At 52.8% G+C, this 25,200-nt stretch carries 22 protein-coding genes, 1 tRNA gene and 1 riboswitch; of the genes, 5 read left to right on the forward strand and 18 right to left on the reverse strand.

Translation table 11 applies throughout. From position 1 onward, the window contains the following. Positions 1–20: 20 nt before the first annotated feature. On the forward strand, positions 21–854 hold the full coding sequence (locus ACTNCH_RS10815) for a PRD domain-containing protein (RefSeq protein ID WP_441018203.1): 834 nt from the start codon (positions 21–23) through the stop codon (positions 852–854). 75 nt (positions 855–929) lie between these two features. After that, positions 930–1,763, forward strand: a complete 834-nt coding sequence (locus tag ACTNCH_RS10820; protein ID WP_441018201.1) for a polysaccharide deacetylase family protein — start codon at positions 930–932, stop codon at positions 1,761–1,763. Between the two features lie 2 nt (positions 1,764–1,765). Here ACTNCH_RS10820 and ACTNCH_RS10825 read toward each other — a convergent pair whose 3' ends face one another. The 5 genes from ACTNCH_RS10825 to ACTNCH_RS10845 form a co-directional block, all read right to left on the reverse strand. Beyond that, positions 1,766–3,499, reverse strand: coding sequence for a CotH kinase family protein (locus ACTNCH_RS10825; protein WP_441018199.1), 1,734 nt, complete (start codon positions 3,497–3,499; stop codon positions 1,766–1,768). An 84-nt stretch (positions 3,500–3,583) separates the two neighbouring features. Further along, positions 3,584–5,077, reverse strand: coding sequence for a glutamate synthase subunit beta (locus ACTNCH_RS10830; protein ID WP_441018197.1), 1,494 nt, complete (start codon positions 5,075–5,077; stop codon positions 3,584–3,586). A gap of 13 nt (positions 5,078–5,090) precedes the next feature. Beyond that, a complete protein-coding gene (gltB, locus tag ACTNCH_RS10835) occupies positions 5,091–9,623 on the reverse strand; it encodes a glutamate synthase large subunit (RefSeq protein WP_441018195.1) in 4,533 nt (1,510 codons plus the stop codon). A 235-nt stretch (positions 9,624–9,858) separates the two neighbouring features. Next, positions 9,859–10,626, reverse strand: a complete 768-nt coding sequence (locus ACTNCH_RS10840; protein WP_441018193.1) for a lysostaphin resistance A-like protein — start codon at positions 10,624–10,626, stop codon at positions 9,859–9,861. Beyond that, the gene (locus ACTNCH_RS10845; protein ID WP_441018191.1) at positions 10,610–11,473 is read right to left on the reverse strand and encodes a sialate O-acetylesterase; all 864 of its coding nucleotides are present in this window, start codon (positions 11,471–11,473) and stop codon (positions 10,610–10,612) included. Before ACTNCH_RS10845 ends, ACTNCH_RS10840 begins: the two co-directional genes overlap by 17 nt. Positions 11,474–11,584: 111 nt before the next feature. Further along, a riboswitch (TPP riboswitch) is annotated at positions 11,585–11,685 on the forward strand. A gap of 39 nt (positions 11,686–11,724) precedes the next feature. Between ACTNCH_RS10845 and thiT the strand changes: the two genes are divergently transcribed. Further along, on the forward strand, positions 11,725–12,399 hold the full coding sequence (thiT, locus tag ACTNCH_RS10850; protein ID WP_441018189.1) for an energy-coupled thiamine transporter ThiT: 675 nt from the start codon (positions 11,725–11,727) through the stop codon (positions 12,397–12,399). A gap of 100 nt (positions 12,400–12,499) precedes the next feature. Here the strand turns inward: thiT and ACTNCH_RS10855 are convergent, their stop codons facing one another. Next, entirely contained in the window at positions 12,500–13,459 is a 960-nt protein-coding gene (locus ACTNCH_RS10855) for a helix-turn-helix domain-containing protein (protein WP_441018187.1), read from the reverse strand. A gap of 135 nt (positions 13,460–13,594) precedes the next feature. Beyond that, complete coding sequence (gene argS, locus ACTNCH_RS10860) at positions 13,595–15,361, reverse strand: arginine--tRNA ligase (protein WP_441018185.1); 1,767 nt, start codon at positions 15,359–15,361, stop codon at positions 13,595–13,597. 143 nt (positions 15,362–15,504) lie between these two features. On the opposite strand from argS, the gene ACTNCH_RS10865 reads away from it, so the two are divergent. After that, entirely contained in the window at positions 15,505–16,257 is a 753-nt protein-coding gene (locus ACTNCH_RS10865; RefSeq protein WP_441018183.1) for an exodeoxyribonuclease III, read from the forward strand. 60 nt (positions 16,258–16,317) lie between these two features. Here the strand turns inward: ACTNCH_RS10865 and ACTNCH_RS10870 are convergent, their stop codons facing one another. From ACTNCH_RS10870 to sdaAB, 5 genes are all read right to left on the reverse strand, one after another. After that, complete coding sequence (locus ACTNCH_RS10870) at positions 16,318–16,536, reverse strand: hypothetical protein (RefSeq protein ID WP_441018181.1); 219 nt, start codon at positions 16,534–16,536, stop codon at positions 16,318–16,320. A 3-nt stretch (positions 16,537–16,539) separates the two neighbouring features. Next, entirely contained in the window at positions 16,540–17,142 is a 603-nt protein-coding gene (locus ACTNCH_RS10875) for a DUF3990 domain-containing protein (protein ID WP_441018179.1), read from the reverse strand. A gap of 121 nt (positions 17,143–17,263) precedes the next feature. Further along, positions 17,264–17,336: transfer RNA gene (locus ACTNCH_RS10880), tRNA-Thr, on the reverse strand. A 67-nt stretch (positions 17,337–17,403) separates the two neighbouring features. Continuing rightward, a complete protein-coding gene (sdaAA, locus tag ACTNCH_RS10885) occupies positions 17,404–18,276 on the reverse strand; it encodes an L-serine ammonia-lyase, iron-sulfur-dependent, subunit alpha (protein WP_441018177.1) in 873 nt (290 codons plus the stop codon). A gap of 23 nt (positions 18,277–18,299) precedes the next feature. After that, the gene (sdaAB, locus tag ACTNCH_RS10890; RefSeq protein WP_441018175.1) at positions 18,300–18,968 is read right to left on the reverse strand and encodes an L-serine ammonia-lyase, iron-sulfur-dependent subunit beta; all 669 of its coding nucleotides are present in this window, start codon (positions 18,966–18,968) and stop codon (positions 18,300–18,302) included. Positions 18,969–19,175: 207 nt separating this feature from the next. Between sdaAB and ACTNCH_RS10895 the strand changes: the two genes are divergently transcribed. After that, the gene (locus tag ACTNCH_RS10895; protein WP_441018173.1) at positions 19,176–19,346 is read left to right on the forward strand and encodes a DUF1540 domain-containing protein; all 171 of its coding nucleotides are present in this window, start codon (positions 19,176–19,178) and stop codon (positions 19,344–19,346) included. A gap of 100 nt (positions 19,347–19,446) precedes the next feature. Here the strand turns inward: ACTNCH_RS10895 and ACTNCH_RS10900 are convergent, their stop codons facing one another. From ACTNCH_RS10900 to ACTNCH_RS10925, 6 genes are all read right to left on the reverse strand, one after another. Continuing rightward, positions 19,447–20,361 (reverse strand): YitT family protein, encoded by a 915-nt coding sequence (locus ACTNCH_RS10900; protein ID WP_441018171.1) that lies wholly within the window; start codon positions 20,359–20,361, stop codon positions 19,447–19,449. Further along, complete coding sequence (locus ACTNCH_RS10905; protein ID WP_441018370.1) at positions 20,362–20,931, reverse strand: xanthine phosphoribosyltransferase; 570 nt, start codon at positions 20,929–20,931, stop codon at positions 20,362–20,364. Between the two features lie 37 nt (positions 20,932–20,968). Beyond that, the gene (locus ACTNCH_RS10910) at positions 20,969–21,700 is read right to left on the reverse strand and encodes an SIR2 family NAD-dependent protein deacylase (RefSeq protein ID WP_441018169.1); all 732 of its coding nucleotides are present in this window, start codon (positions 21,698–21,700) and stop codon (positions 20,969–20,971) included. 177 nt (positions 21,701–21,877) lie between these two features. Further along, complete coding sequence (locus ACTNCH_RS10915; protein ID WP_441018167.1) at positions 21,878–23,305, reverse strand: RsmB/NOP family class I SAM-dependent RNA methyltransferase; 1,428 nt, start codon at positions 23,303–23,305, stop codon at positions 21,878–21,880. A gap of 2 nt (positions 23,306–23,307) precedes the next feature. Further along, positions 23,308–24,510: a class I SAM-dependent rRNA methyltransferase gene (locus ACTNCH_RS10920; protein ID WP_441018165.1), complete on the reverse strand. Its 1,203-nt coding sequence runs from the start codon at positions 24,508–24,510 to the stop codon at positions 23,308–23,310. Positions 24,511–24,514: 4 nt separating this feature from the next. Then, positions 24,515–25,156: an endonuclease III domain-containing protein gene (locus tag ACTNCH_RS10925; RefSeq protein WP_441018163.1), complete on the reverse strand. Its 642-nt coding sequence runs from the start codon at positions 25,154–25,156 to the stop codon at positions 24,515–24,517. Positions 25,157–25,200 lie beyond the last annotated feature (44 nt).

The raw sequence follows: 25,200 nt of genomic DNA on the forward strand, positions 1-25,200 counted from the left end.
TTTTTGGGGGAGATTGGAATATGTATCGGGTAAGCAGAGTTCTGAATAACAACGGCGTGATCGCCATCGACATGGACGACAATCAGGAATATGTCCTTCTGGGAAAGGGCCTTGGCTTCGGGAAGAAAATTACCGAACGCTTTGAGAAACCGGAAGGCGCCTCCGTCTACCGTCTGACCGAGGATACGGAACGGGGCTCCGCCAGAGAGCTGGCCCGGAATGTGGATCCGGAGTTTATCGAGATTGCCGACGCTGTCATGCAGGAGGCCGAAGCCCGCTTCGGCTCTGTCGATCGCCGGGTTATGCTGCCTCTGGCCGATCATCTCTCCTTTGCGGCTGCCCGCGTTCGCAGCGGTGAGCAGATCAGCAATCCCCTGACTGATGATATCCGTTCCCTGTTCCACAGTGAATTTAAGGCCGCCTCTCTCATCAAAGAGTTGTTCCGCAGCCGTCTGGGACTGGAGCTTGACGATCACGAGGTGGGCTATGTGGCCCTCCATATCCACTCTGCCATTGGGGACGAACAGATTTCCATGGCCATGCAGACCGCCCGGGCAGTCCGGGAATGTATCCAGATGCTGGAGCAGGAAACCGGAGAGCACATCGACGTACTCTCTCTCTCCTATAACCGTCTGATGAACCATATCAAATACATGGTAGCCCGGGGAATAACCGGGGAGGATCTGAAGGTCAACATGAACGACTATATGTCTGTCAGATTCCCAAAAGCCTACGCGCTGGCTTCCACGGTCTGCGACCGTCTGTCCGCATCCACCGGTCTTCACTTCGATGAAATGGAAATCGGTTATCTGGCTATGCACATCGAACGGGTCTACAGCAGCTGCTCGCCGTAATACCGTGAAATTCACCCACATAGTCTGTCATCTTCTCTCATATATTATGGAAACACCTGTAAAAGGAAGTCATCTGTGAAGTCTGTCTTCTCCCTTTCCCGCCATCTTTCTATCCGTCTCTGCGGCCTTGCCCTCCTGCTGACTCTTTCCTATTTCAGCGGACAGGGCGTCGCGCGGATCTCTGACCGGGAAGCTTTCCTGCTGCCTGCGTCCTCCACTGCCTCCGCAAGCTGGGGTCTGGGCTTCGGCCAGCCGGGAACACAGCCCACCGGAAATGTCTCTCCGGCTGTTCTCCGGAAATACAACGCCTATTATATAGAAGAAACGGAAGAAAAAAGAATTTATCTGACCTTTGACTGTGGCTTTGAAAATGGAAATACGTCCGCGATTCTGGACGCCCTGAAAAAACACAATGCCCCGGCCACATTCTTTGTGGTGGGGCATTATCTGGAAACCAGCCCGGATCTGGTGAAACGGATGCTGGCAGAGGGACATTCGGTAGGCAATCACACCTATCATCACCCGGATATGTCCAAAATCAGTACCCGGGAAGCCTTCGAAAAAGAACTGGATTCACTGGCGGAGCTTTATCAGGATATCACCGGCTCCTCCATCTCCGGATATTATCGGCCTCCCCAGGGCATTTATAGTGAAGAAAACCTGAAAATGGCCCGGGATCTGGGCTACCAGACCTTTTTCTGGAGCCTGGCCTATGTGGACTGGAAACAGGAGGAGCAGCCCTCCCATGAGCAAGCCTTCGATAAGCTGCTCACACGGGTTCACCCGGGCGCTGTGGTTCTTCTCCACAACACTTCAAAAACCAACGGTGAGATTCTCGACGAGCTTCTGACCCGCTGGGAAAAGATGGGGTATCGGTTCTATCCCTTAAGCGACCTTTGCGGAGTCTGAACTCAGTAATCCTTCAGCCGTTCCAGCTCTGCCCGCATGGTCTCCGGGCGGAGCTTCGCAAATTCCCGGAGCTTTTCTTCCTGCTCCAGCACCTCCCGATAATATTCTTCATAAAGGGCCGCCTCATCCTTGCCCGCAAGAAGCGCCTCCTCCTGCTGTGCGTCCTCAGCCGCCAGAAAACGCAGATACTGCGAAACCTCCGGCCGACGCTGCTCTGCCAGCTCCTCTGCCCGCCCGGTGAAATGCTCCGGCGACAGGGCGCCCTCCATCAGTTCTTCCATGATTTCCGTGAAACGTGTCTTCATATCCTCCCGCTTCATCACAGCGGCAAAAATCGGATTATAACGTTTCCAGTGACCGGAATCCTCAAGTCCCAACGCCTTGGACAGAGACAAATCCGTAGGCGCTGAGGAATCCCGTTTTCCCAGTCCCTCGTCAAAATCATACATCAGGAAACGCCATTTTCCATCGGTGCTTTCTTCCCCGTAGCTGCCATCCGCCGGATACCAGCGATAGATCTTGTTATTATTAAAGGGCCAGTCGGGATTGGCCAGATAAATCTCGATGGCGTGATACAGAAGAAAGTTTTCCACATCTACCCGTTCCGCAAACATGGAAAACACGCTGTCCTCTGTCAGATCCTGTGTGGTGCAGAGGGTATAGATGGCATTCCAGTCCCGGATAGCCCGTTTTGTGCTTTTTTCTTCCTCGTCCTCCTCGGACAGCAGCCGGTTCTTGACTTCCAGAATTTCCCAGCTTCCAAATTTGTCTGCGGTGTCATATTTCCGTTCAAAATACGCATCATCGAACACCTCCGACAGCCACTCGAAGCCATAATAGGCCCCGTTGATGTAGACCGCCGCCGTCCGGAACCGGGTCGTATCCGGGAAGCCTGCGTCCGCCGCCAGGCTCAGAGCGCATTCATTCCGCTCAAAGGCCAGCATATAATCATTTCCGCTGTTCCGCAGCACAAGCTTCTTATAACAGGAGCTTTCCTCCTCCCCGAAGAGCGGCGCCTCAAAATACTTCGCGCCGTACCGTTTTCTGGCAATCAGGCGCAGGGATTTCTGGGGCTGGGAGCGGGATACGCCGCCGTGTACCCGAAGACCTGCGTCCTGGGAGACAAGCGCCGTGCCGTCCGGTTCCAGAAGCTCCACATGCACCTCTCGCTCTGCCTCAAAACCCCGGTCATAGTAATTGGCCGGAGCCGCCGCGTCCGGTTCCTCCGGATGGGCTGCCAGATATTCTTCTTTTACCCGGCCGCCCACCAGAATTCCGTCTTCCGCTCCGAAAAGCCCTTCCGGCTCCCCGGTGATCGATACTATCAGATCTGCATGTCTCTGGTTTACATTTTTCCCCAGGAAATACGTGTGCGTATGCACCTGGTCCTGTCGTTCTCCTTCCGCATAGCCCACTGCCCGCAGGGTGTATACGTTCAAATCTTCCCCTGCCTCCAGCTCCACCGGCGCTTCGTACCGGTTGGAATCCGTATCGGGCACGGAGCCGTCCAGAGTGTAATAGATTTCCTCCGCGCCGTCGATCCGAAGGTTCACCTGAATCGAATTTTCATAGAAGGAGCCGGTTTCCGAGAATATCGGATCACACTCCGCCACGGACACCGTGCCTGCCGGAACGCCGGTCGTTCCCCGGCGTTCCGGATAAATCATCAGACAGACGCCCGCAAGACAGCTGGCCGCCAGCGCTCCCCTTCTTCTGCGTTTGAGCGTTCTTTTCATGCTTTTATCTTCCGCCCTTTCCATAAGCTACCTTCTATTGTAGCATATTTTTCCCGGACGGACGATCCTGTATTTCATTTTTCTTCACTGTACCTGCAGACTGGTATATCCCATCAGATCCAGATCCACCGCGCAGGCGGCCTCCCGGCCCTCCCGGATAGCCCAGACTACCAAAGACTGGCCTCTGTGCATATCTCCTGCGGTGAATACCCGATCCACATTGGTCTTATACTGGCCCGGATCCGTATTCACGTTGGTTCTGGCATTGACCTCCACGCCGAAGGCCTTTGTCACATAATCCTGGCTGCCCAGGAAACCTGCCGCTATCAGAACCACGTCCACGTCCAGGGTAAATTCGCTGCCCTCAATGGGTACCATCAGCATACGGCCGGTCTTTTCATCCTTTTTGCTTTCCAGCTTACAGCAGACAGCCTTTTTCAGATTGCCCGCCTTGTCGCCGATAAACTCCTTCACCGTAGTGGTATAGATCCGCGGATCAGAGCCAAACAGGGCGATGGCCTCCTCCTGACCGTAATCGGTCTTGCAGATCTTCGGCCATTCGGGCCAGGGGTTGTTCGGAGTCCGGGTGTCCGGCGCCTTCGGCATCATCTCAAGCTGAATCACGGATTTCGCGCCCAGACGAATCGAGGTTCCCACACAGTCGTTTCCGGTGTCGCCGCCTCCGATGACCATGACATTCTTGCCCTTGGTGGAGATATATTTCTTGTCGGCAAAATTAGAATCCAGAAGACTCTTGGTGGTAGCTCTTAAGAAATCCACCGCGAAATAAATTCCCTTCAGCTCTCTGCCCGGCACCTTGATATCCCGGGGATTGGAGGCTCCGCAGGCCAGAATCACACGATCGTACTCCTTCAGAATCTCCGCCGCCTTCTTATCCTTTCCTACATCTGTATTCACCACGAATTCCACGCCCTCAGCCTTCATCATATCAATTTTCCGGTCGATGATGTGCTTCTCCAGCTTCATATTCGGAATGCCGTAGCGTAAAAGTCCTCCTACCCGGTCAAAGCGCTCAAACACCGTCACCGAATGGCCTCTGTGATTCAGCTGATCGGCTGCCGCCAGTCCCGAAGGACCGCTTCCGATAATGGCGATTTTTTTGCCGGTACGGTTTCCGGGCGGCGTCGGTACGGCGTAGCCCTCCTTGTACGCATTTTCAATAATAGCCAGCTCGTTGCTTTTGGTGGCCACCGGTTCCCCGTTCAGGTTGCAGGTGCAGGCCTTCTCGCAGAGAGCCGGGCACACCCGTCCTGTGAATTCCGGAAAGCTGCTGGTACGCTTCAGCCGCTTGTAGGCCTGCTCCCAGTTACCCATATACAGAAGGTCGTTCCATTCCGGAATCAAATTATGCAGCGGACAGCCGGAGGCCATACCGCCGATCATCATACCCGCCTGGCAGAAGGGGACGCCGCATGACATGCAGCGCGCTCCCTGTTTTTCCTGCTCCTTCCGGGAAAGAGGGGTATGAAATTCATTAAAATGACTGATTCGTTCCTTTGGAGACTGGGCCTTTGCGTCCACCCGGTCATACTCCATAAATCCTGTCGGTTTTCCCATGTTTCTCCCCTCCTTATCGCTTCTGGTTCGCGTAAAATGCTTCAATCTGTGCCTGCTCGCTGCTTAAGCCCTTTTCCTCCATCTGGACAATGGTCATCAGCATTCTCTGGTAATCCCGCGGGATAATCTTCTTAAACTTCGGCAGATACTCCCCAAAGTGATTCAGAATCTCTTTTCCCTTTACGGAATTGGTGTAAGCCACATGGTCCTCGATCATGCCCTTCAGCTCCAGCACATCGTATTTATCTGTTACTTCCTGGATCAGGACCATATCCTTGTTGAGCTTGGTATACAGATCCCGTTCCTCGTCCAGCACATAGGCCACGCCGCCGCTCATGCCTGCGGCAAAATTCTTTCCGGTTTTGCCGATCACGGCCACCCGGCCGCCGGTCATGTACTCGCAGCCGTGGTCGCCCACGCCCTCAACGACTGCCACCGCGCCGGAATTCCGGACGCAGAAGCGCTCTCCTGCCACGCCGTTGATGTAGGCCTTGCCGCTGGTGGCTCCGTAAAGCGCCACATTTCCGATGATGATATTTTCATCCTGCTGAAACCGGACTCCCTTGGGCGGATAAACCACCAGCTTGCCGCCGGACAGTCCCTTGCCGAAGTAGTCGTTGCTGTCGCCCTCCAACTCCAGGGTCAGTCCCTTCGGGATAAAGGCTCCGAAGCTTTGTCCGCCCGCGCCTTTACATTTGACCACGAAGGTATCCTCCTCCAGGCCCTCCGGATACCGTTTGGTAATCTCGGATCCAAACATGGTGCCAAAGGCACGATCCGTATTCTTCACCTCTACCTCAATGCTGCGTCTGGAAGCATGCTCCAGAGCCGGAAGCAGCTGCTTAAACAGCACTCTCTGATCCAGGGTTTTCTCCAGCTCGAAGTTGTATACCTGCTTCGGATCGAAGATGACCTTCTGGCCCTTGCCCGCAAAGGGGTTATCTAAAATATTGCTTAAATCAATCTCTGCCTGACGGCCGCTAAGCCCCTCTCTGACCTTCAGAAGATCGGAGCGTCCCACCAGCTCGTCTACGGTGCGGACGCCGAGGCGCGCCATGTATTCCCGCAGATCCTGGGCGATAAACCGCATGAAGTTGATGACGTATTCCGGCTTGCCGCGGAAGCGCTTTCTCAGCTCCGGATTCTGGGTCGCTACGCCCACCGGACAGGTATCCAGGTTGCACACACGCATCATCACGCAGCCCATGGTTACCAGCGGAGCGGTGGCAAAGCCAAACTCCTCCGCGCCCAGCATAGCGGCGATTGCCACGTCCTCTCCGGTCATAAGCTTACCGTCTGTCTCAATCCGGACACGGCTTCTCAGTCCGTTCAGAATCAGGGTCTGGTGGGTCTCAGCCAGTCCCAGCTCCCAGGGAAGTCCCGCGTTGTGAATAGAGCTTCTGGGTGCTGCTCCGGTGCCTCCGTCATAGCCGGAAATCAGGATAACCTGGGCTCCCGCCTTGGCTACGCCGGCCGCGACGGTTCCTACGCCGGCTTCGGAAACCAGCTTTACGGAAATCCGCGCGTCACGGTTGGAATTCTTCAAATCATAAATCAGCTGCGCCAAATCCTCGATGGAATAAATATCGTGATGGGGCGGCGGAGAAATCAGGCTCACGCCCGGCGTGGAATGTCTTGTCTTGGCAATCCACGGATACACTTTTCCGCCCGGCAGATGGCCGCCCTCGCCGGGCTTCGCGCCCTGGGCCATCTTGATCTGCAGCTCCTTTGCGCTTACCAGATAGCGGGAGGTCACGCCAAAACGGCCGGAAGCTACCTGCTTGATAGCAGAACATTTGTTGAGTCCGTCGGGTCCGATTTCCAGACGCTCCAGGCTCTCGCCGCCCTCGCCGGAATTGGATTTTCCATGAAGGGTATTCATGGCAATCGCCAGACATTCATGGGCCTCCTGGGAAATAGAGCCGTAGGACATGGCTCCCGTCTTAAACCGGGTCACGATGGAATCTACGCTCTCAACCTCCTCGATGGGCACGCCCTTCTTCGGATAGTTGAAGTCCATCAGTCTCCGGAGATAGCCCCGGTTGTTCTCCCCGTTGATAAGCTCCGTGTACTCCTTGAACATCTTGTAATCGCCGCGCTTTGTGGACTCCTGCAAAAGATGAATGGTCTGGGGATTGTAAAGGTGCTTCTCCCCGCCGCTTCTGCTCTTATGGCGTCCCACGCTCTCCAGCGTCAGATCCACGTCCAGTCCCAGCGGATCAAAGGCTGCGGAATGCAGCTCGTCCGCCTGCTTCTCGATATCCTCCAGGGTAATGCCGCCTACCCGGCTGACAGTATCGGTAAAATACTTGTCTACCACCTTTTTATCGATACCGATGGCCTCGAAAATCTTGGAGCCCTGGTAGGACTGAATGGTAGAAATTCCCATTTTGGAAGCAATTTTTACAATGCCGTGAAGGACAGCACTGTTGTAATCGTCCACTGCCGCGTAATAATCCTTATTCAGCAGATGGGAGGCTACCAGCTCCCGGATAGTCTCCTGGGCCAGATACGGGTTGATGGCACAAGCGCCGTAACCCAGCAGTGTGGCAAAATGATGAACCTCTCTGGGCTCGCCGCTCTCCAGAATCAGCGCCACGCCGGTACGTTTCTTGGTGGTTACCAGGTGCTGGTTCAGTCCGGATACCGCCAGCAGCGACGGAATCGCCACATGATTTTCATCTACGCCCCGGTCAGAGATAATCAGAATATTGGCTCCGTCCCGGTAAGCCCGGTCGGCCTCCACATACAGCCGCTCCATGGCCTTTTTCAGGCTGGTGTTCTTATAATAGGTAATGGGAATGACTTCTACCTTGAAGCCCTCCACCTTCATATTTTTAATTTTCAGAATATCCGTATTGGTCAGAATCGGATTGTTGATCCGAAGCAGACGGCAGTTATCCGGCGTCTCCTCCAGCACGTTTCCGGCTGTACCCACGTATACGGTGGTGGAAGTGACAATTTCCTCACGGATAGCGTCGATGGGCGGATTGGTTACCTGGGCAAACCGCTGTTTAAAATAATTAAACAGGGACGGATGCTGATCCGACAGGGCTGCCAGCGGCGTATCGATACCCATGGCTCCGATACCCTCTGCGCCATTCTGGGCCATCTGGAGGATTGAGGTACGGTATTCCTCATAATTGTATCCAAAGGACTTCTGCAGTCTTCTTCTCTCATCGTCGGAGAACTCCGGCACCCGCTCGTTGGGGATCTTCAGATCCTTCAGCCGTACCAGGTTGCTGTCCAGCCACTCGCCGTAGGGCTGCGCGGACGCGTACTTTTCCTTCAGGTGCTCATCGTCGATGACCTGACCCTGTACGGTATCCACCAGAAGCATTTTGCCCGGGTGGAGACGCTCCTTCACCAGAATCTTCGTGGGATCAATATCCAGAACGCCCACCTCAGAAGAAAGAATCAGGTTGTCGTCGGTGGTAATATAATACCGGGAAGGACGAAGGCCGTTCCGGTCCAGAACCGCTCCCATCACATCGCCGTCGCTGAACAGAATGGACGCCGGGCCGTCCCAGGGCTCCATCATGGTCGCGTAATACTGGTAAAAATCACGTTTCTTCTGGGACATGGCCTTGTTGTTATCCCAGGGCTCCGGAATGGTAATCATAACTGCCAGAGGCAGATCCATGCCGCTCATAACCAGGAACTCCAGCGTATTGTCCAGCATGGCCGAATCGGAGCCGGAGGCGTTGACCACCGGAAGCACCTTATTCAGATCCTTCTTCAAATGGCTGGACTCCATGGTTTCCTCGCGGGCCAGCATTTTGTCCGCATTTCCCTGAATGGTGTTGATCTCACCGTTGTGTACGATGAACCGGTTGGGGTGTGCCCGCTCCCAGCTGGGGTTGGTGTTGGTGCTAAACCTAGAATGTACGATGGCAATGGCAGACTCGTAGGCCTCATCCTGCAGATCCCTGAAGAAGGACCGAAGCTGGTGTACCAGAAACATACCCTTGTATACAATGGTTCTGCTGGAAAGGGATACCACATAGGTATCGTCATTGGACTGCTCAAAGGTCCGGCGGGCCACATAAAGCTTCCGGTCAAAATCCAGTCCCTTTTTCACGTCTGCGGGGCGCTTTACGAAGCCCTGCATGATACACGGCATTTTCTCCAGCGCCTTAGTTCCCAGAACGGAGGGTACCGTAGGCACCTCTCTCCAACCCAGAAAATCCATGCCCTCTTTTTCCACGATGATTTCAAACATCTTCCGGGCCTGGTTGCGCTTCAGCTCGTCCTGCGGGAAGAAAAACATACCGATTCCATAATCTCTCTCCTCACCTAAAAAGACGCCCAGGGGTTTGACTGCTTCGGAGAAAAACTTATGTGATATCTGCAATAAGATTCCTACTCCGTCGCCCGTCTTGCCCTCGGCGTCTTTGCCGGCTCTGTGCTCCAGGTTTTCTACAATTTTTAATGCGTTCGCCACTGTTTCGTGGCTCTTGACTCCTTTGATGTTGACCACCGCGCCGATACCGCAGTTATCATGCTCAAATCGCGGGTCATACAATCCTCTGCTCTGTTGGCTCATAAAATTATCCCTCCAGATCCTCTGAACTCGCCTTTGCTCGCTCTTTCTTATGAAATTTAGTTGACTCTATCCGTACTATACAACGAATTTTTTCAGATGTAAAGAGAAAATATTTCCATAGTTGTCAGATTATTTGTGAATTCCGTTATATTCTTAAAATTGTGTCTATATTTTCTCTTTTTTCTCTCATACTACAGCCTATCCAAACAATTCAAGCTGTATCTTTTCTCTTATTTTATTTCATAATCCGGATTTTTTTCCAGCATGCGAAGCCCGCCAGCAGACATACCGCCGTCAGGAGCAGATATCCGGGCGTCCAACTAAGGAACTTTGAAAGCCATTCTGGCTCTGCCTGCGAAAGCCAGATGGTGGAAGCATTCAGCGCGCTGTGGGCCAGTATGGACGGAAGCAGGGAATCCTCTGCCTCACAAATCCAGTTGAGATAAAGTCCGGTCAGAAAAGCGAAAATCCCCTGAACCAGATTGCCGTGTAGGATTCCGAATAAAAGAGAAGCGCAGACCATCGCCGCATACCGGTTCTGCAGCGCCTTTTTCAGCTCCCCATATAGGAGCCCTCGAACCAGCAGCTCCTCCAGGACCGGCGCCGTCACTACGCTGGCTGCCAGAAGGGCGGGAAGCCCACCGCCGTAAAGGCTGTCTGTGGCTGACTGATATCCCGGAAACAGGGTCGGAAGCGGCGTCAGGCCCAGCAGCAGATTGAAGCCCCGTCCCAAAAAGACAGCGCCCAGAACCGCCGGAATCCAGCTTCTTTCCGGAATTTCCCGGCTCCGGCTTCCCTGCCGCGTCCGGTACATCCGGTAAAAAATTGGAATCTCCAGCGCGTTGACCGCCGCCAGGCTCCACGTCAGATATTCCGCCTCGTCCAGCCAGGGCGTCAGGCAGAGCGCCAGGGCGTCCTGGAGGCTCATACTCAATATCACATACAGCAAAAAAGGGGAACCGATGTCCCATAAGGTCTTTCCGATACTATTTCTCTGCTCCATGCTCTTTTACATACTCTCCCGCATTTTTTCCGGCGTCCGCCCCAATCTGGTTCAACGCCTCCTGTCCATAATGAATCCCCAATACGTCTCTCAGCTCCGGATCCAGAAGCTCTGCCGGAAGGACGGACACGAGAACCATATCTTGATTTTTTTCACAGCTCTCCAGCTGTGCCTCCATTACCTCCCGGTGCTTTCCCGGATCCTCCAAATCCGGCCCCAGCTCTATCACAAAGCATTTCTCTACGCCCTGCTCCTCCATATAGGAAACCAGGGTGCGCAAGCCCGTCTCATACTCTTCCTTTGTGGCCTTTAAGTTGGCGTCCGCCTCGCCCTGAAACCAGAGCATATAGGTATGGCGCACGTGGATTTTCTCCTTTCTCATGCACTCCTTCGCCGCGGCAAGGCGATCCGCCGCTTCCTCCCGCAGTCCCTTGGTATTCCAGCCGTTCAGGGAAGAGCTTCCCCGGGACGCGGAGACCGCCACCACCGGAACCTTCGTCTGCTCATAATAGGCATTTACAAAGGCGGTCACCAGGCTTCCCTTGCGCTCCAGAAGCTCGGTGTCGTCCAGGGCGCCCCGGTTTTCCTTCTCTCCAAAGGGCTCTGAAAGCACATGCAGGGTATCCGGATCGGTCACGGCCCGGTACTCATAACCCGCCCCTTCGGTGAGCCCGGGCGCTTCCGAAGCGTCCCCGCCGGCGCCGCTCATATTGCTCTGTCCCATGCAGAGGATCAAATCCATACTCCGCCAGGTCTTCTGCTGATAGAGATTTACGCCCACCAGCAAAAGGCAGCAGAGAGCGCTTAAGATAAAGATGACTTTTTTGTTGTTCGGTACTCGGTTCATGGTATTCTCCCTTATAGCTTTGTATTTTACAAGTATAAGCCCCTTCTTTGTCCCTGTCAAATCCGCGCTTGACTTTCTTCTCTGTCTGACCTATATTTAAATTAATCACATAGCGAAAGCTAGGGGAGCCAAAGGCTGAGAATACACTTCTGTGTTGACCCTCATTACTTGAACCGGTTAATACCGGCGTAAGGAAGCATCTTTTGTATCCCCTCCTGTGAAATTTTTTTCATACCTAAGGAGGTTTTTTTATGTCACTTTTTGCTACCAAGCTGGTGGATGAATACGGCGGTACCATCTACAACCTGACAGGCCTGGGCTACGGCGCTCTGGTCGCCCTGATGCTGGTTCTTCTGATTCTGGCCTGCTATCTCACCGGAGACAAGGCGAAATTCAAAACGAAGCACCTGGTTTTTTCTGCCGTTGCCATGGCTTTGGCCATGATCACGTCCTTCCTGAAGCTTTTTGAGGCTCCCATGGGTGGATCCGTTACCTTGTTTTCCATGCTGTTCATCTGCTGTATCGGTTACTGGTACGGCCTGCGGACTGGTATTATGACCGGCGTGGCCTACGGCCTGTTACAGCTCATCTCCGATCCTTATATCATCAGCCTGCCCCAGATGATTACGGACTATGTCCTGGCCTTCGGCGCACTGGGTTTGTCCGGTATCTTCTGTAACAAGAAAAATGGCCTTGTGAAAGGCTACATTGTAGGCGTCCTGGGCCGCTACCTCTTTGCGTTCCTGTCCGGCCTGATTTTCTTCGGCATGTACGCGGAAGGATCCGGCATGAGCGCCCCGGTTTATTCTCTGGCCTACAACGGCTCTTATCTGGGCTGCGAGGCGGCTATTACGTTGATTGTGCTGGCGATTCCGGCGGTGAATAAAGCGTTCGCGCAGGTGAAGCAGTTGGCGGTAGCTGATTAAACACTCTTTCTTTTACGCCAATAAAAAATGCCGCGGGTTCTTTTGCGGAACCTACGGCATTTTTCCCCTTTTCGAAAACTTTTTGCAACCCTGTTTTCTTCTATTTTTCCGAGGTTTTGTCTCTATCTTTCTGCAGTTTCCGTTTCTTTTTGAAGCTAAACCGAAGCTCCGCCTGCTTCGTGCCGATGAGCATTTCCCATTGAATGCCGTCACATACAGTACGGTTGGAAATGATGTCGTCTTTTTCGTAGCTTTCCGTGTCATATTCCACCAGGATCATGCCCTTCTGACGTTCACCTCCGATGATCATGCGGTGGTCGGTGAAGGCGATGATAGGGTGCCACATCATAGGGAGAGCGTTTCGGGTGTATTCGCCATACTGAGTGACCAGTTCGACGGCTTCGCCAGGCTTCAATTCCGTTTCGATGGCTTTCAGGATCTTCTCGCACTTACTTTCGTCCGGCTCCGGCTGCTGGCGGCTTTTCAGAAAGTACAGCATCTCTTGAGCCGTGTGCATTTTCGGGCACTGATTTTCCATCAGGCTTTCCAGCTGGTCAGTGGTGAACTCGTATTCATCTTTGTTCATACGCTGGCATTGCAGGATACGGATAAAACTGCACAGCATCAGAATCAGAACTCCATCGATGATGCCGCCGCCATCTATTCCTCTGTATGCCCGGAGCAGCTCCATAACCACATATCCGACAGTGGCCACACCTACGCAAAACAGACTGAATTTCAGGCTGGAATCGATCTGTTTCTTCCAGGCTGCCCGCTCCTGATTCAGATACTGCACCACGGTATGCAATCCCTCATAGGTGACGACTCCGACATTTCCACTTTTCCTTTCCCGTCTGCTTCCCTCCAGTAACTCCTGCACTGTCACACCCAGCACATCTGCCAGTTCGAGCAAGGGCGAAATATCCGGCATTCCGTGACCATTTTCCCAGCGGGAAACACTGCGGGAATTGACGCCAAGCCTTTCCCCAAGCTGTTCCTGGGTCATGCCCTTTTCCTTTCTCAGTTCCGCAATGAATTTTCCGGTCTTGATCTGTTCCATGGTGAAATCCTCCTGCTGCGTTTTTCTAATTTTATCTTAGCATAAATGCGTACATATGGACATGACATAAAATGAGAGTGGCGGAAAATCCTGCATTTTTAGGACTTTCCGCCATTTATTTTCATAATATTTATCTTACATTCTCTCCGGCGCTTCGAAGCCCAGCACATCAATACAGGTCTCCAGTACCCGCTTGGTTAGCTGCAGCACAGCTACCAGATCTGCACGCTTCTCCTCGTTCTCCTCGCCGAGAATCTTCGTCTCGTGGTAGAACTTGTTGAAGGCATTGGCCAGCTCATAGATATAAGCGCAGACCTTGTGGGGCGCCAGCTCGTCGAAGGCATTCTCCAGCGCGCCGTTGAAACGGGCCAGAGTCAGCTCCAGCGTCTTCTGACTGTCATTTTCCGCTGCCGGAATCCGTCCCTTTGTCAGATCGCCGCCCTGAGCCTGATACTTGTTCAGAATGGACTTAATCCGCACGATGGTGTACAGGATATAGGGGCCGGTATTGCCCTCAAAGGAGGTAAAGCGGTCGATATCAAAGACATAGTCCTTGGACGCCTGGTTGGACAGGTCGCCGTACTTGATGGCGGAAAGACCGATTTTTCTGGCCGTCTCCCTTGCTTCTTCCTCGGAAATCTCAGGATTCTCCGCGATTTTCTGATACATCTTTTCGTTGATATCGGAAATCAGGTACTCCAGACGCATCACGCCGCCCTCACGGGTCTTGAAGGGCTTGCCGTCCTTGCCGTTCATGGTGCCAAAGCCTAAGAATTCCAGATCCGTCTCCGGCTTCACCAGGCCTGTCTTCTTGGCACAACGGAATACCTGGATAAAATGCATCTCCTGACGCTTATCCACCACATAGATAACCTCGTCCGGATCAAAGAGCTTCCGGCGCTCCACCAGAGTTGCCAGGTCGGTGGTGGTATACAGGGACGCTCCGTCAGACTTGAGAATCATACAGGGCGGAACCTCCTTGGTGTCGGTGTCTTCCTTGACGTCTACCACTAGCGCGCCCTCGCTCTCGTATGCAAAGCCTTCCTTTTTCAGCTTCTCTACCATATCCGGGATATAAGGCTGCGCGTCGGACTCGCCCTTCCACAGATCAAATTCTACATTCAGGTTCGCGTAATTGCGCTTCAGGTCGGTCACGGACACATTTAAGATGTGCTGCAGGATAGCCTGATAGCCTCTGTGGCCATGCTGCACCAGATAGGTGGCGTGCATCGCCTGCTCCTTGTAGGCCTCGTCCTCCTTGGACCGGGCGCTGGCTGCCGGATAGATCTCCTCCAGCTCGGAAATGGTAAAAGGCGCCTCGGTCGGATACTCACCTGTGTAATTTTCATCAAAATATACCAGGTCCGGCTTGCGCTCCCGAAGTTCCGTGATAATCAGTCCCATCTGCAGACCCCAGTCGCCCAGATGGATATCGCCGGTCACATGGTGCCCCACAAAACGTCCCAGACGCTTCACGCTCTCACCGATGATGGCCGAGCGGAGATGTCCCACATGCAACGGCTTCGCCACGTTGGGTCCGCCGTAGTCAATGATAATGGTCTTCGGATTCTCTGTTCTGTCGCAGCCCAGGCGCTCGTCATCTGCCATAGCCTGCAGGTATTCCTGCACATACGCGGGACCAAGCTTCAGATTCAGAAAGCCGGGATTCACCGCGTCCACCTCGGAAAACAGCTCCTGATCCTTCAGGCTCTCCGCCACCTTTGTGGCAATCTGAATGGGCACACAGTGATACTTCTTCGCGCCTGCCATGGCGCCATTACACTGATACTCGCACAGATCCGGCCGGTTGGAAATGGTTACCTTTCCGTACTCGGCCTCATAGCCGCAGTTTACAAAGGCTTCGGATACCGCTGCGGTAATCCGATCCAGTAACTTCTCCATATAACTTCTTCTCCTCTATCCTTATTCTTTTGTTTATAATGCTTTTCCTGCGCTTCTTTACATTCTTCCGCAGAATTATTATAATACTATTATTATATGTAAAATACAAGGAAAGATCAAATCTTTTCTGCAAGGAGGCTCCTATGAAACTGATTTCCTGGAATGTGAACGGGCTTCGGGCCTGTGTCGGGAAAAATTTTATGGAAGATTTTGAGAAGCTTAATGCCGACATTTTCTGTCTGCAGGAAACCAAGCTTCAGGAGGGACAGATTACGCTCGATCTGCCCGGCTATCATCAGTACTGGAATTACGCCGAGAAAAAGGGCTACAGCGGTACGGCTGTATTTACCAGAAAAGAGCCCTTAAGCGTCGCCTACGGAATCGGCGTTGAAGAGCATGACCACGAAGGCCGGGTCATTACCCTGGAATTTGAGGACTATTATCTGGTGACCGTCTACACCCCCAACTCCCAGGATGGGCTGAAGCGTCTGGATTACCGGATGCAGTGGGAAGATGATTTTCTCGCTTATATCCAAAGCCTGGACAGGAAGAAACCTGTAATCTACTGCGGGGATCTGAATGTGGCCCATCAGGAGATTGACCTGAAAAACCCGAAGACCAACCGGAAGAATGCCGGATTTACAGACGAGGAACGGGCGAAAATGACTACGGTCCTAAGTTCTGGCTTTGTGGATACCTTCCGGTATTTCTATCCGGACGCCGAGGGCGTCTACTCCTGGTGGTCCTACCGCTTCCGTGCCCGTGAAAAGAACGCGGGGTGGCGCATTGATTATTTTATCGTATCCGAACGGCTGAAGGACCGGTTGGAAAACGCCTCCATTCACACGGAGATTTTCGGTTCGGATCACTGCCCTGTGGAGTTGGATCTGAAGTAATTTTTCCTTTTAATAAAAAGAATGGGATATCGTTCTTTTTTGTCCGATATCCCTGTTTTATCACATCTGAAGTAAGTTTCCGTTCTGATACTCCTCGTATACAAAATCTGCCCACTCTTCTACTGAATCATGTTCTACATAATTCTTATCTTTTTTCAATGCAAGCGATAAATATGAATCCCGCACTGCTTTTTGTGCCTCAAGCTCCGACATATGATATTTTTTCATAAGCGTCTGTCTCACAAATTTTTTAAATTCACTAATTTCTACATTCTTCATATTCTACCTCACATCCTGTCTTATCATTTTTATATACCGTTCTTTATTTTGTAGTATACCACAGTTTAAATCGGATATGCAAGCAAGCCCTTTCTCTGTGTGAAACGAATATTGTAAAGGATAAGCCCTTCCATTCTCCTTCATGAATTGTGTATATTTTATATCTTCCGGCTTCCACTCTCCGACATTTACCCGATAAGCGCAATTCACCACAGCTCCATCTGCAATTTCTCCCACGCAAATGTCATATCTGGAATCCTGATTATGCTCTGTTATATGATATGCTTGCAGTCTTTCCTCCTCTAATCTGTTATTTAAAATAAATTTTCCCCACTCTGCATCCGGTTTTCGAAAACTTTTTATCAATACCCCTTCCTCTTTTAATGGATTGTAATGAAACTGAACAATATACGGTTCCTCCGACAAATGATATCTTTTATTTCTTGCATCTGTTCTTCGAATGGCGGTAAATGCCGCATGCTGATAACTGGGTGTTGCATAAAATCCCGGTCCAAAATCAAGATATTGTTTACTGCATGACAGTTCAACCCCTTCTCTGCATATACTTATGGCTGAACTGTAATTTGTTCCGTGATATAATTTCAAATTACCTTTTCTCCTTTAAACTAGTATCCCCGCTACTACATTATATTTATGATTCATCCAGAACCTTTCCAAAGATCACAAAAGCCCTGAGGAATTGTTCCTCAAGGCTTCTTTTGTATCCAGCTGGAAATCGGACTTGAACCGACGACCCCTTCATTACGAGTGAAGTGCTCTACCAACTGAGCTATTCCAGCATGCTGTGTCAGCAACTGCTATTATACTCGAAAATGAAATATTTGTAAAGGGGTCAATTCAAATTTCTCAGCCGCACTTTCCACAGGCTTCACAGGCCGACGGCGCGGTAGCGCAGCCACCGAGGGCCGTCTCCCGAAGCTCTGCCGGAAGCCGTCTGCCCACGTTGTACATCACCGCGATCATTTCGTCCAGCGGAATCAGCTGGGGCACGCCTGCCAGAGCCATTTCCGCAGCGGTCAGGGCGTTGGCTGCGCCTGCGGCGTTGCGGTTCTGACAGGGATATTCCACCAGGCCGCCCACCGGATCGCAGACCAGTCCCAGCAGATTCATCAGAACGGTAGCCGCAGCATCCAGACAGGCCTTTGGAGAACCGCCCAGAAGCTCTGTGGCAGCCGACGCCGCCATGGCGGAGGCCACGCCCACCTCGGCCTGACAGCCGCCCACAGCGCCTGCCACCGTAGCGTTCCGCATAGCCAGGTAGCCCACTGCTCCCGCGTTATAGAGTGCCTGTATCATCGCTTCCTCTGAAAAACCAAACTCCTCCTCTAAAGCCAGCAGGACGCCCGGCACGATACCGGAGGAGCCCGCCGTAGGCGCCGCCACGATCAGTCCCATGGAAGCGTTGGTTTCCAGGACAGCCATGGCATAGGCAATGGCTTTTCCGAGAACCGGACCACAGAGACTTCTTCCGCCGCCCTGCTGCCAGTCCCGGAGCGTCTTCGCTTCCCCGCCCAGAAGGCCGCCCATGGAGCGTCCCGGCTTGTCCAGCGGTCCACGGACCGACTCCCGCATGATATGATAAGCCTTTTTCATTCGGAGATCCGCAGCTTCCCCGCTTACTTCTCCCTCTTCCATCTCTCTTCGCCGCATGACATCGGAGATACGCATATTCTGTTCTTCGCAAAGTATCAACAATTCGTTTGCGTTTTTAAAATCCATGTTTCCAAACCCCTCACTTCTTTTTACGGCTGCACAATCATTACTTCATGCACGTTCTCATTTTCCCGGAGCCTGTCCGCGATGGTCTCCGGCAGCTGCCCGTCAGATTCCACGATGGTATAGGCGATATCGCCCTTGCCCTCCCGGAACAGCCGCATAAAGGCAATATTGACCCCCTGCCGGCTCAACACGCTGGTGATATGGGCCGCCACTCCAAGACGGTCCTGATGAATCACTATCGCTGCGCTGTACTCTCCGGTGAAATCCACCTCCACCCGGTTAATCCGGCAGATACGAGCCTTCCCGCCACCCAGGGATTCTCCCCGGACCGTCAGCTTCCGGCCTGCCTCATTTACCATATGGATGTCCACCGTATTCGGATGCACCTCCGTCTCCTCCTCGTTGGTGGTGAAGGAAAACCGAATCCCCCGCTTCTCTGCTATCTGAAAGGAATCCCGAATCCTTTCATCGTCCGTATCAAACCCCATGATACCGCCCAGCAGCGCCCGATCTGTTCCATGTCCCCGATAGGTACGGGCAAAGGATCCATACAGGATAAAATCTACCTGCACCAGCGGACCCGCGAGCATTTTCTGGGCCAGATAAGCGATTCTGGCCGCTCCCGCCGTGTGGGAGCTGGAGGGACCAATCATATTTGGCCCCAATACATCAAATACACTGATAAACGACATGCTACCTCTCCTTTTTCTATCATTCACTCCAGTATAACATACCCGGAGATGCGAAACAATTTTCCATTTTATATAATTTTTAGAAAATCCCAAGTATTTGATAAGAGTACAGACACAATTTTTGTGTATAAAATCCGCAGCCGGGCGCACAATACTTCTGTAACGCAAACAAATGCGGTTCGCCGCGCCGTAAAGGAGGAATTTCATATGATGACCAACAAAAATGAAGCCATCGGCTGCACCGTCAACAACTGTACCCATCACGCCCAGAACGAAAACTACTGTACCCTGAACAAGATCCAGGTCGGCACCCATGAAGCCAATCCCACCAAGGTGGAGTGTACCGACTGTCAGTCCTTCGTAAATAAGGCTCAGTAGCTTCCCGCGCAAAAAGCCTGCACCCACATATCCGGGTGCAGGCTTTTTCCTTATAGAAAGATTCCGGAATCCTCCGTCCTCTTATACTATACGTATTTTTTTATAAATGTTTCGCGAATCTTCCATCGATACCCACATTATCCTTGCTGACAATGAAGGCCTTTGGGTCGATATACTTCATTTCCTGCTTTAGCATGGACAGTTCATGCTTGGACATGACCGTGAAAAGGATATGCGACCGGTCGTCCGTATAGCCCGCCGTCGCGTTCCAATGGGTGACTCCCCGGGCCAGCTCGTCCATGATATAATGCTTGATTTTCTCCGGATCCTCCTTGGTAATGATGATCACCGCCGTCCGAATATTCTGGGTGTGTGTCTTATCCACCATCAGCGTATTCACCGCCGCGTAAATGATACAATAGATCACGACCTTGATATCAAAGAGCAAAGCACAGCTTCCATATATTACCAGATTAATCAGCAGATTCAGCTTTCCCACGCTGAAGCCATTGTATTTCTTCGTAAAATACATGCCCAGGATATCGATTCCTCCGCTGCATCCGCCACTCTGAAGGGAAATACCGATACCGGCTCCCACGATGATGCCACCGATCAGGGTGGCCGTAATCGTATCCTCCACAATGGGGCTGACCGGAATCGGAATCAGAGTCAGGAACAGGGACTGGCTCACCACGCAGATGACTGTCTTCCAAAAGAAATGGCGTCCCACCGACATATAAGCCAGCACAAACAGCGGCAGATTCAGAATCAAACTGATGATACCTGCGATATCCGTGCCGCCGAAATTCAGGTGCGCATACTGCACCAGAAGGGTACGGAGAATCTGGCTGATACCAATGATGCCGCCGCTGTAGAGTCCCGCCGGAACGATAAAATTATTGATGCCGATGGCGTAGATCAGCATACCGCCGATGGTGAGCAGAATCTGTGAAATATCGCTCTTTTCAAAGGCGCGGACTGCTGCGTCCGCGCCTGTTCTGTTCTTCTCTCTCATTTAAAATACCACTTTTCCGTTGTCAAAGGCCTGAATGCTGGCCTGGGCATATACGTGGATGCCCTGGCTCTCCAGCTTTTCGTGGCCCGGCTGGAAGGACTTCTCAATCAGGACGCCGATTCCCGCCACCGTGGCATGGGCCTTGCGGATCAGACGGATCGCTCCGGTCGCCGCTTCTCCGTTTGCCAGGAAATCATCTACAATCAGCACGTGATCCGCATCGGAAATATAATTCTTCGCCAGAGTCAGCCGGTAAGAGGTTTCCTTTGTATAGGAAACGACCTCCGTCTGCCATACCTCTGTCTTCAGGCTGTCTGCCGTCTGCTGCTTCTTCAGCACTACCAACGGCACGCCCAGCTCCTTTGCCGTAAACAGGGCGGGAGCGATTCCCGATGACTCGATGGTAAATACCTTCGTAATTCCCTGTCCCTTAAAATGCTCTGCCATGTCTTTTCCAATTTCTTCCATAAGAGGCACGTCGATCTGATGGTTTACAAAGCCGTCCACCTTCAGAATATCTCCGTCAACGACCACGCCCTCCTGCAATATCTTTTCCTCCAGCGCCTTCATAGCTGTCATCCTGCCTTTCCTTCGTTTGTCCGTATTGTTATAATCCTACTATCTTCGGAAGCGCCGTTTTCACTTCCTCCCGCAGCACAATATCCGCCTTTTCATCGGTAAAATGCTCCGCTGCATTGATAATAATCAGAGTCTCTCCCTTAAAATACTTCACATACCGCTCGCAAAGACCGGAGCCGATAGATGTTCCCAGAAGCAGCAATACCTGCGCCTTGGAAATCTCCTCTACTGCCGCCGTCATCATCTGGTTGTCCACCTGCTCGCCAAACAGCAGCACCTTCGGACGGACCACTGCCATACAGTCCTCGCACAGAGGTACCCGGTTGGTATCCCGGATATATTCCATGGGATACTTTCTTCCGCATCTTGGGCACTCATTGTCGTAAATGGTTCCGTGGAGGTTCAGCACCTTCTGACAGCCTGCCCGGCCCGGCAGATTGTGTACATTATTCGCAATACTGCACTGCAGCTTTCCGCGCTTTTCCAGCTCCGCCAGCGCGTAAAAGCCTGCGCTGGGCTCCAGATGGGGCTTCAGCATCCACTCCCGGTAATACTTGAAAAAGGTATCCGGGCGGTTCGCGTAAAATACAGAAGAGAAAATCTCCTCCGGCGAATAGCCAAACTCCTTCTCCACCTGATAGGCAATCTCCGGAGCGCGAAGGCTGGGCATACCGGACTCCTTCATCATATCTGTTCCACACATCGCTACTGTATAGCTGCTTTTGTCCAGAATATCCCGGATCAGTTCATAATCATTCATAAGAAAATCCTCCCACGAAATAGTATGTAACCCGGCAGCCTCCGTGTTCGGTCCGCAACATTTGGTCTGAGCTCTGCCTTGTATTCATTGTGCCACCTTTTGTCGCTTTTGTCAATCTAAACCCGTTTATTTTTCTATTTTGTGTGATATTTGCACAAATTTACAGGTTCTGTTCCCTTATTTCCGAAGCCCCTTGGGGTAATGATTTTTCAGGCTTCCGCCGGCCAGCTTTCCCCAGCCCAGGGGGAAGGAATCTACCAGAACCAGCGTCCAGCCCTTGCCCTCTCCTCCCGGAAGTGTTTCTCCCGACAGCCAGGATCGGATCTCTCCGGAATCCGCCGGATACGACACCGTCCGCCTTACCTCCTCCGCCCTCAAGGCAAGCGCCAAGGCATGGGCGGGCTCAAAGCGCTTCTTCTTTACGGTTCCCAGATGAAGGCCGGGACGTAAGACCTTAAGTCCCGCCAGCTTAAGCTCGCAGGGCAACAGATACAGCTGCTCCCCGAAAAGCATGGGCACGCCCTCCGGGCGGTTCTTCAGGGTATCCGCCGCAAATTCCTCGTAGAGTCTCCAGGCTTCCGCGTCCACTGTTCCTCTGCCAGGCTTACCGGAAGCACGCCCTGCCTTTTTTTCAGCCTCCGCTTTGCCTGTTCCGGCTTTTTCCAGCACCGCCGCGTAATGTCCTTCCCCGTCAAGCCTGTGGGGCCACAGACGGAAGGTATCTCTGACAGAGGTGAGAATCTCCTCCAGCCGTTCCGGGCTTATGCCCTCCTTTTCGTCCTCCGTAAGCCGTACACACTCCGGTCTTCCCGGAGCAAAGCCCTCATACGCCTCCGTCTTTTTTACAGAAAATTCCGGATGCTTCAGAAGGAAGCGCACCACACTTTCCTCGTCCTCCTCCGGCGCAAAGGTACAGGTAGAATAGACTAACACGCCGCCCGGCCGGAGCATCCCGGCTGCTTCCTCCAGAATATCCTGCTGCCTGCGGGCGCAGAGCTCCACATTCTCCTGGCTCCACTGGAGCACCGCCTGTTCCTCCTTCCGGAACATTCCCTCTCCGGAGCAGGGTGCGTCCACCACAATCCGGTCAAAAAAGGCCGGAAAATGAGATGACAGCCGCTCCGGCGGCTCATTGGTTACCACAGCGTTCGGAATCCCCATCCGCTCCACGTTGGAGGCCAGAATCTTCGCCCGCGCCGGGTGAATCTCATTGGATATCAGAAGGCCCCTGCCCTCCAGTGCCGCCGCAAGCTGCGTGCTTTTTCCGCCGGGAGCCGCGCAGAGATCCAGCACCCGCTCCCCGGGCTGTACCCCCGCAAGCTCCGCCACAGACATGGCGCTGGGCTCCTGGATATAGTAGACGCCGGCCTCATGCCAGGGATGGCGGCCGGGACGGTCCTCCGCTCCGTAATAAAAGCCGTTCTTCGCCCAGGGCACCGGCTCCAGAGTAAAGGGACTCCTCTCCTTCATCTCTGCCGCCGACAGCTTTGCCGGGTTCACCCTCAGGGCCTGACGGCGTTCCTTCCCGTAGCTTCTTCGGAACTCGTCATATTCTGCCCCCAGAAGATTTTTCATTTTTTCCTCAAATAATTCCGGTAACTGCATTTTTATTTTTCCTCACACACCTGGAAGATATAAAATTTCAGATAATAAGACTCGTCTGCCGCCCAGAGAATCGGATGATCCGGCGCCTGGGTCCGGTATTCCACCTGACGGATCCGCTTATGTACGCTCTTTGCCGCCTGGGCAATGGTCTGGGTAAACAGCTCGTAGCTCATGAAATGGGAGCAGGAGCAGGTAGCCAGAAAGCCTCCGTCCTTCACCAGCTTCAGTCCCCGCATATTGATTTCCCGATAGCCCTTGGTGGCATTCTTAATCGAATTCCGGGACTTGGTAAAGGCAGGGGGATCCAAAATCACCACATCAAACTTCTCGCCCTTTTTCTCCAGATCCGGAAGCAGATCAAAGACGTCCGCGCATGTAAAGCGCACGGTTTGCTCCAGGCCGTTCAGCTTTGCGTTTAACTCCGCCTGATGTACGCCCAGCTCTGAGGCGTCTACGCCGATAACCTCTTTGGCTCCGGCCAGGCCCGCGTTCAGGGCAAAGGATCCCGTATGGGTAAAGCAGTCCAGCACTCTCGCGTCCTTACAGAGCTTCTGAATAGCCAGACGGTTGTACTTCTGATCCAGGAAAAAGCCTGTCTTCTGACCGTCCTTCACATCTACCAGATAGCGGACGCCGTTTTCTACGATCTCCACATTCGTGTCAAAGGGCTCGCCCAGGAAGCCCTTGACCCGCTCCATGCCTTCTTTTTCCCGCTCCTTGGCGTCGCTTCGCTCATAGACGCCGCGGATAGAGACGCCGTCCTCGGCAAGCACCTTCTTCAGTTCCTCTATCACCGTCTCCTTCATCCGGTCAATTCCCAGCGCCAGCGCCTGTACCACCAGCACATCGGAAAACTTGTCCACCACCATACCCGGAATCCAGTCCGCCTCGCCAAAAATCACACGGCAGCTGGAAGTGTCCACGGTCTTCTTCCGGTACTCCCAGGCTGCTTTTACACGGTTGTATATAAATTCCCGGTCAATCTCCTGCTCCGGATTTCTCGTCATCATACGGATCCGGATTTTGGAATGACGGTTGATAAAGCCCTTTCCCAGTCCATAGCCGTCAAAATCCCGGACGAGAACCAGATCCCCGTCCTCAAAGTGTCCCATGACTGATTCGATTTCATTATCGTAAATCCAGGCTCCGCCCGCCTTCAGCGCGCGCCCCTCGCCCTTCTTCAGTGTAACGATTGCGTATTCCATATTTTTACTCCTCTACTCCATTTTTCGCGCAGATATCCTGCAGACAGCATTTCTCACAATAGGGTTTGGTCCGCGCCGTACAGACCTCCCGTCCGTGATTGACCAGGCGGTGACAGAAATCACTGCCCTCCTCCGGTGGAATCAGCTTCCACAGGGCCATTTCCACTCTCTTCGGGTCTTTTATGCCGTCCACCAGCCCCATCCGGTTCACCAGACGGATACAGTGGGTGTCGGTGACAATGGCCGGTTTTCCGAACACATCTCCCATAATCAGGTTGGCGCTTTTGCGTCCCACGCCCGGCAGCGCCAGAAGTTCGTCGAAGGTGGTCGGCACATTTCCATCATATTTTTCCTCCAGAATCTTCATACAGGCGCTGATATCCCGGGCCTTGCTGTGGCCCAGTCCGCAGGGCTTCACGATGGCTTCGATATCCTCCACCGGCGCCGCCGCCAGAGCCTTCACATCCGGATACTTTTCATACAGCTTCTCTACCACCACATTGACCCGGGCGTCGGTACACTGGGCTGCCAGCCGTACGCTGACCAGCAGCTTCCAGGCCTGATCGTAATCCAGGGTACAATCCGCGTCCGGATATTCCTTTTTTAATCTGTCAATAATTTCCAGAGCAAGTTCCTGCTTCGTCATACTTATCTGTCCTTTATCCTTTCATTCACTTTCCTGTTCTGCTA

Source organism: Candidatus Merdisoma sp. HCP28S3_D10 (assembly GCF_052065835.1).
GTDB lineage: Bacteria > Bacillota > Clostridia > Lachnospirales > Lachnospiraceae > Laedolimicola.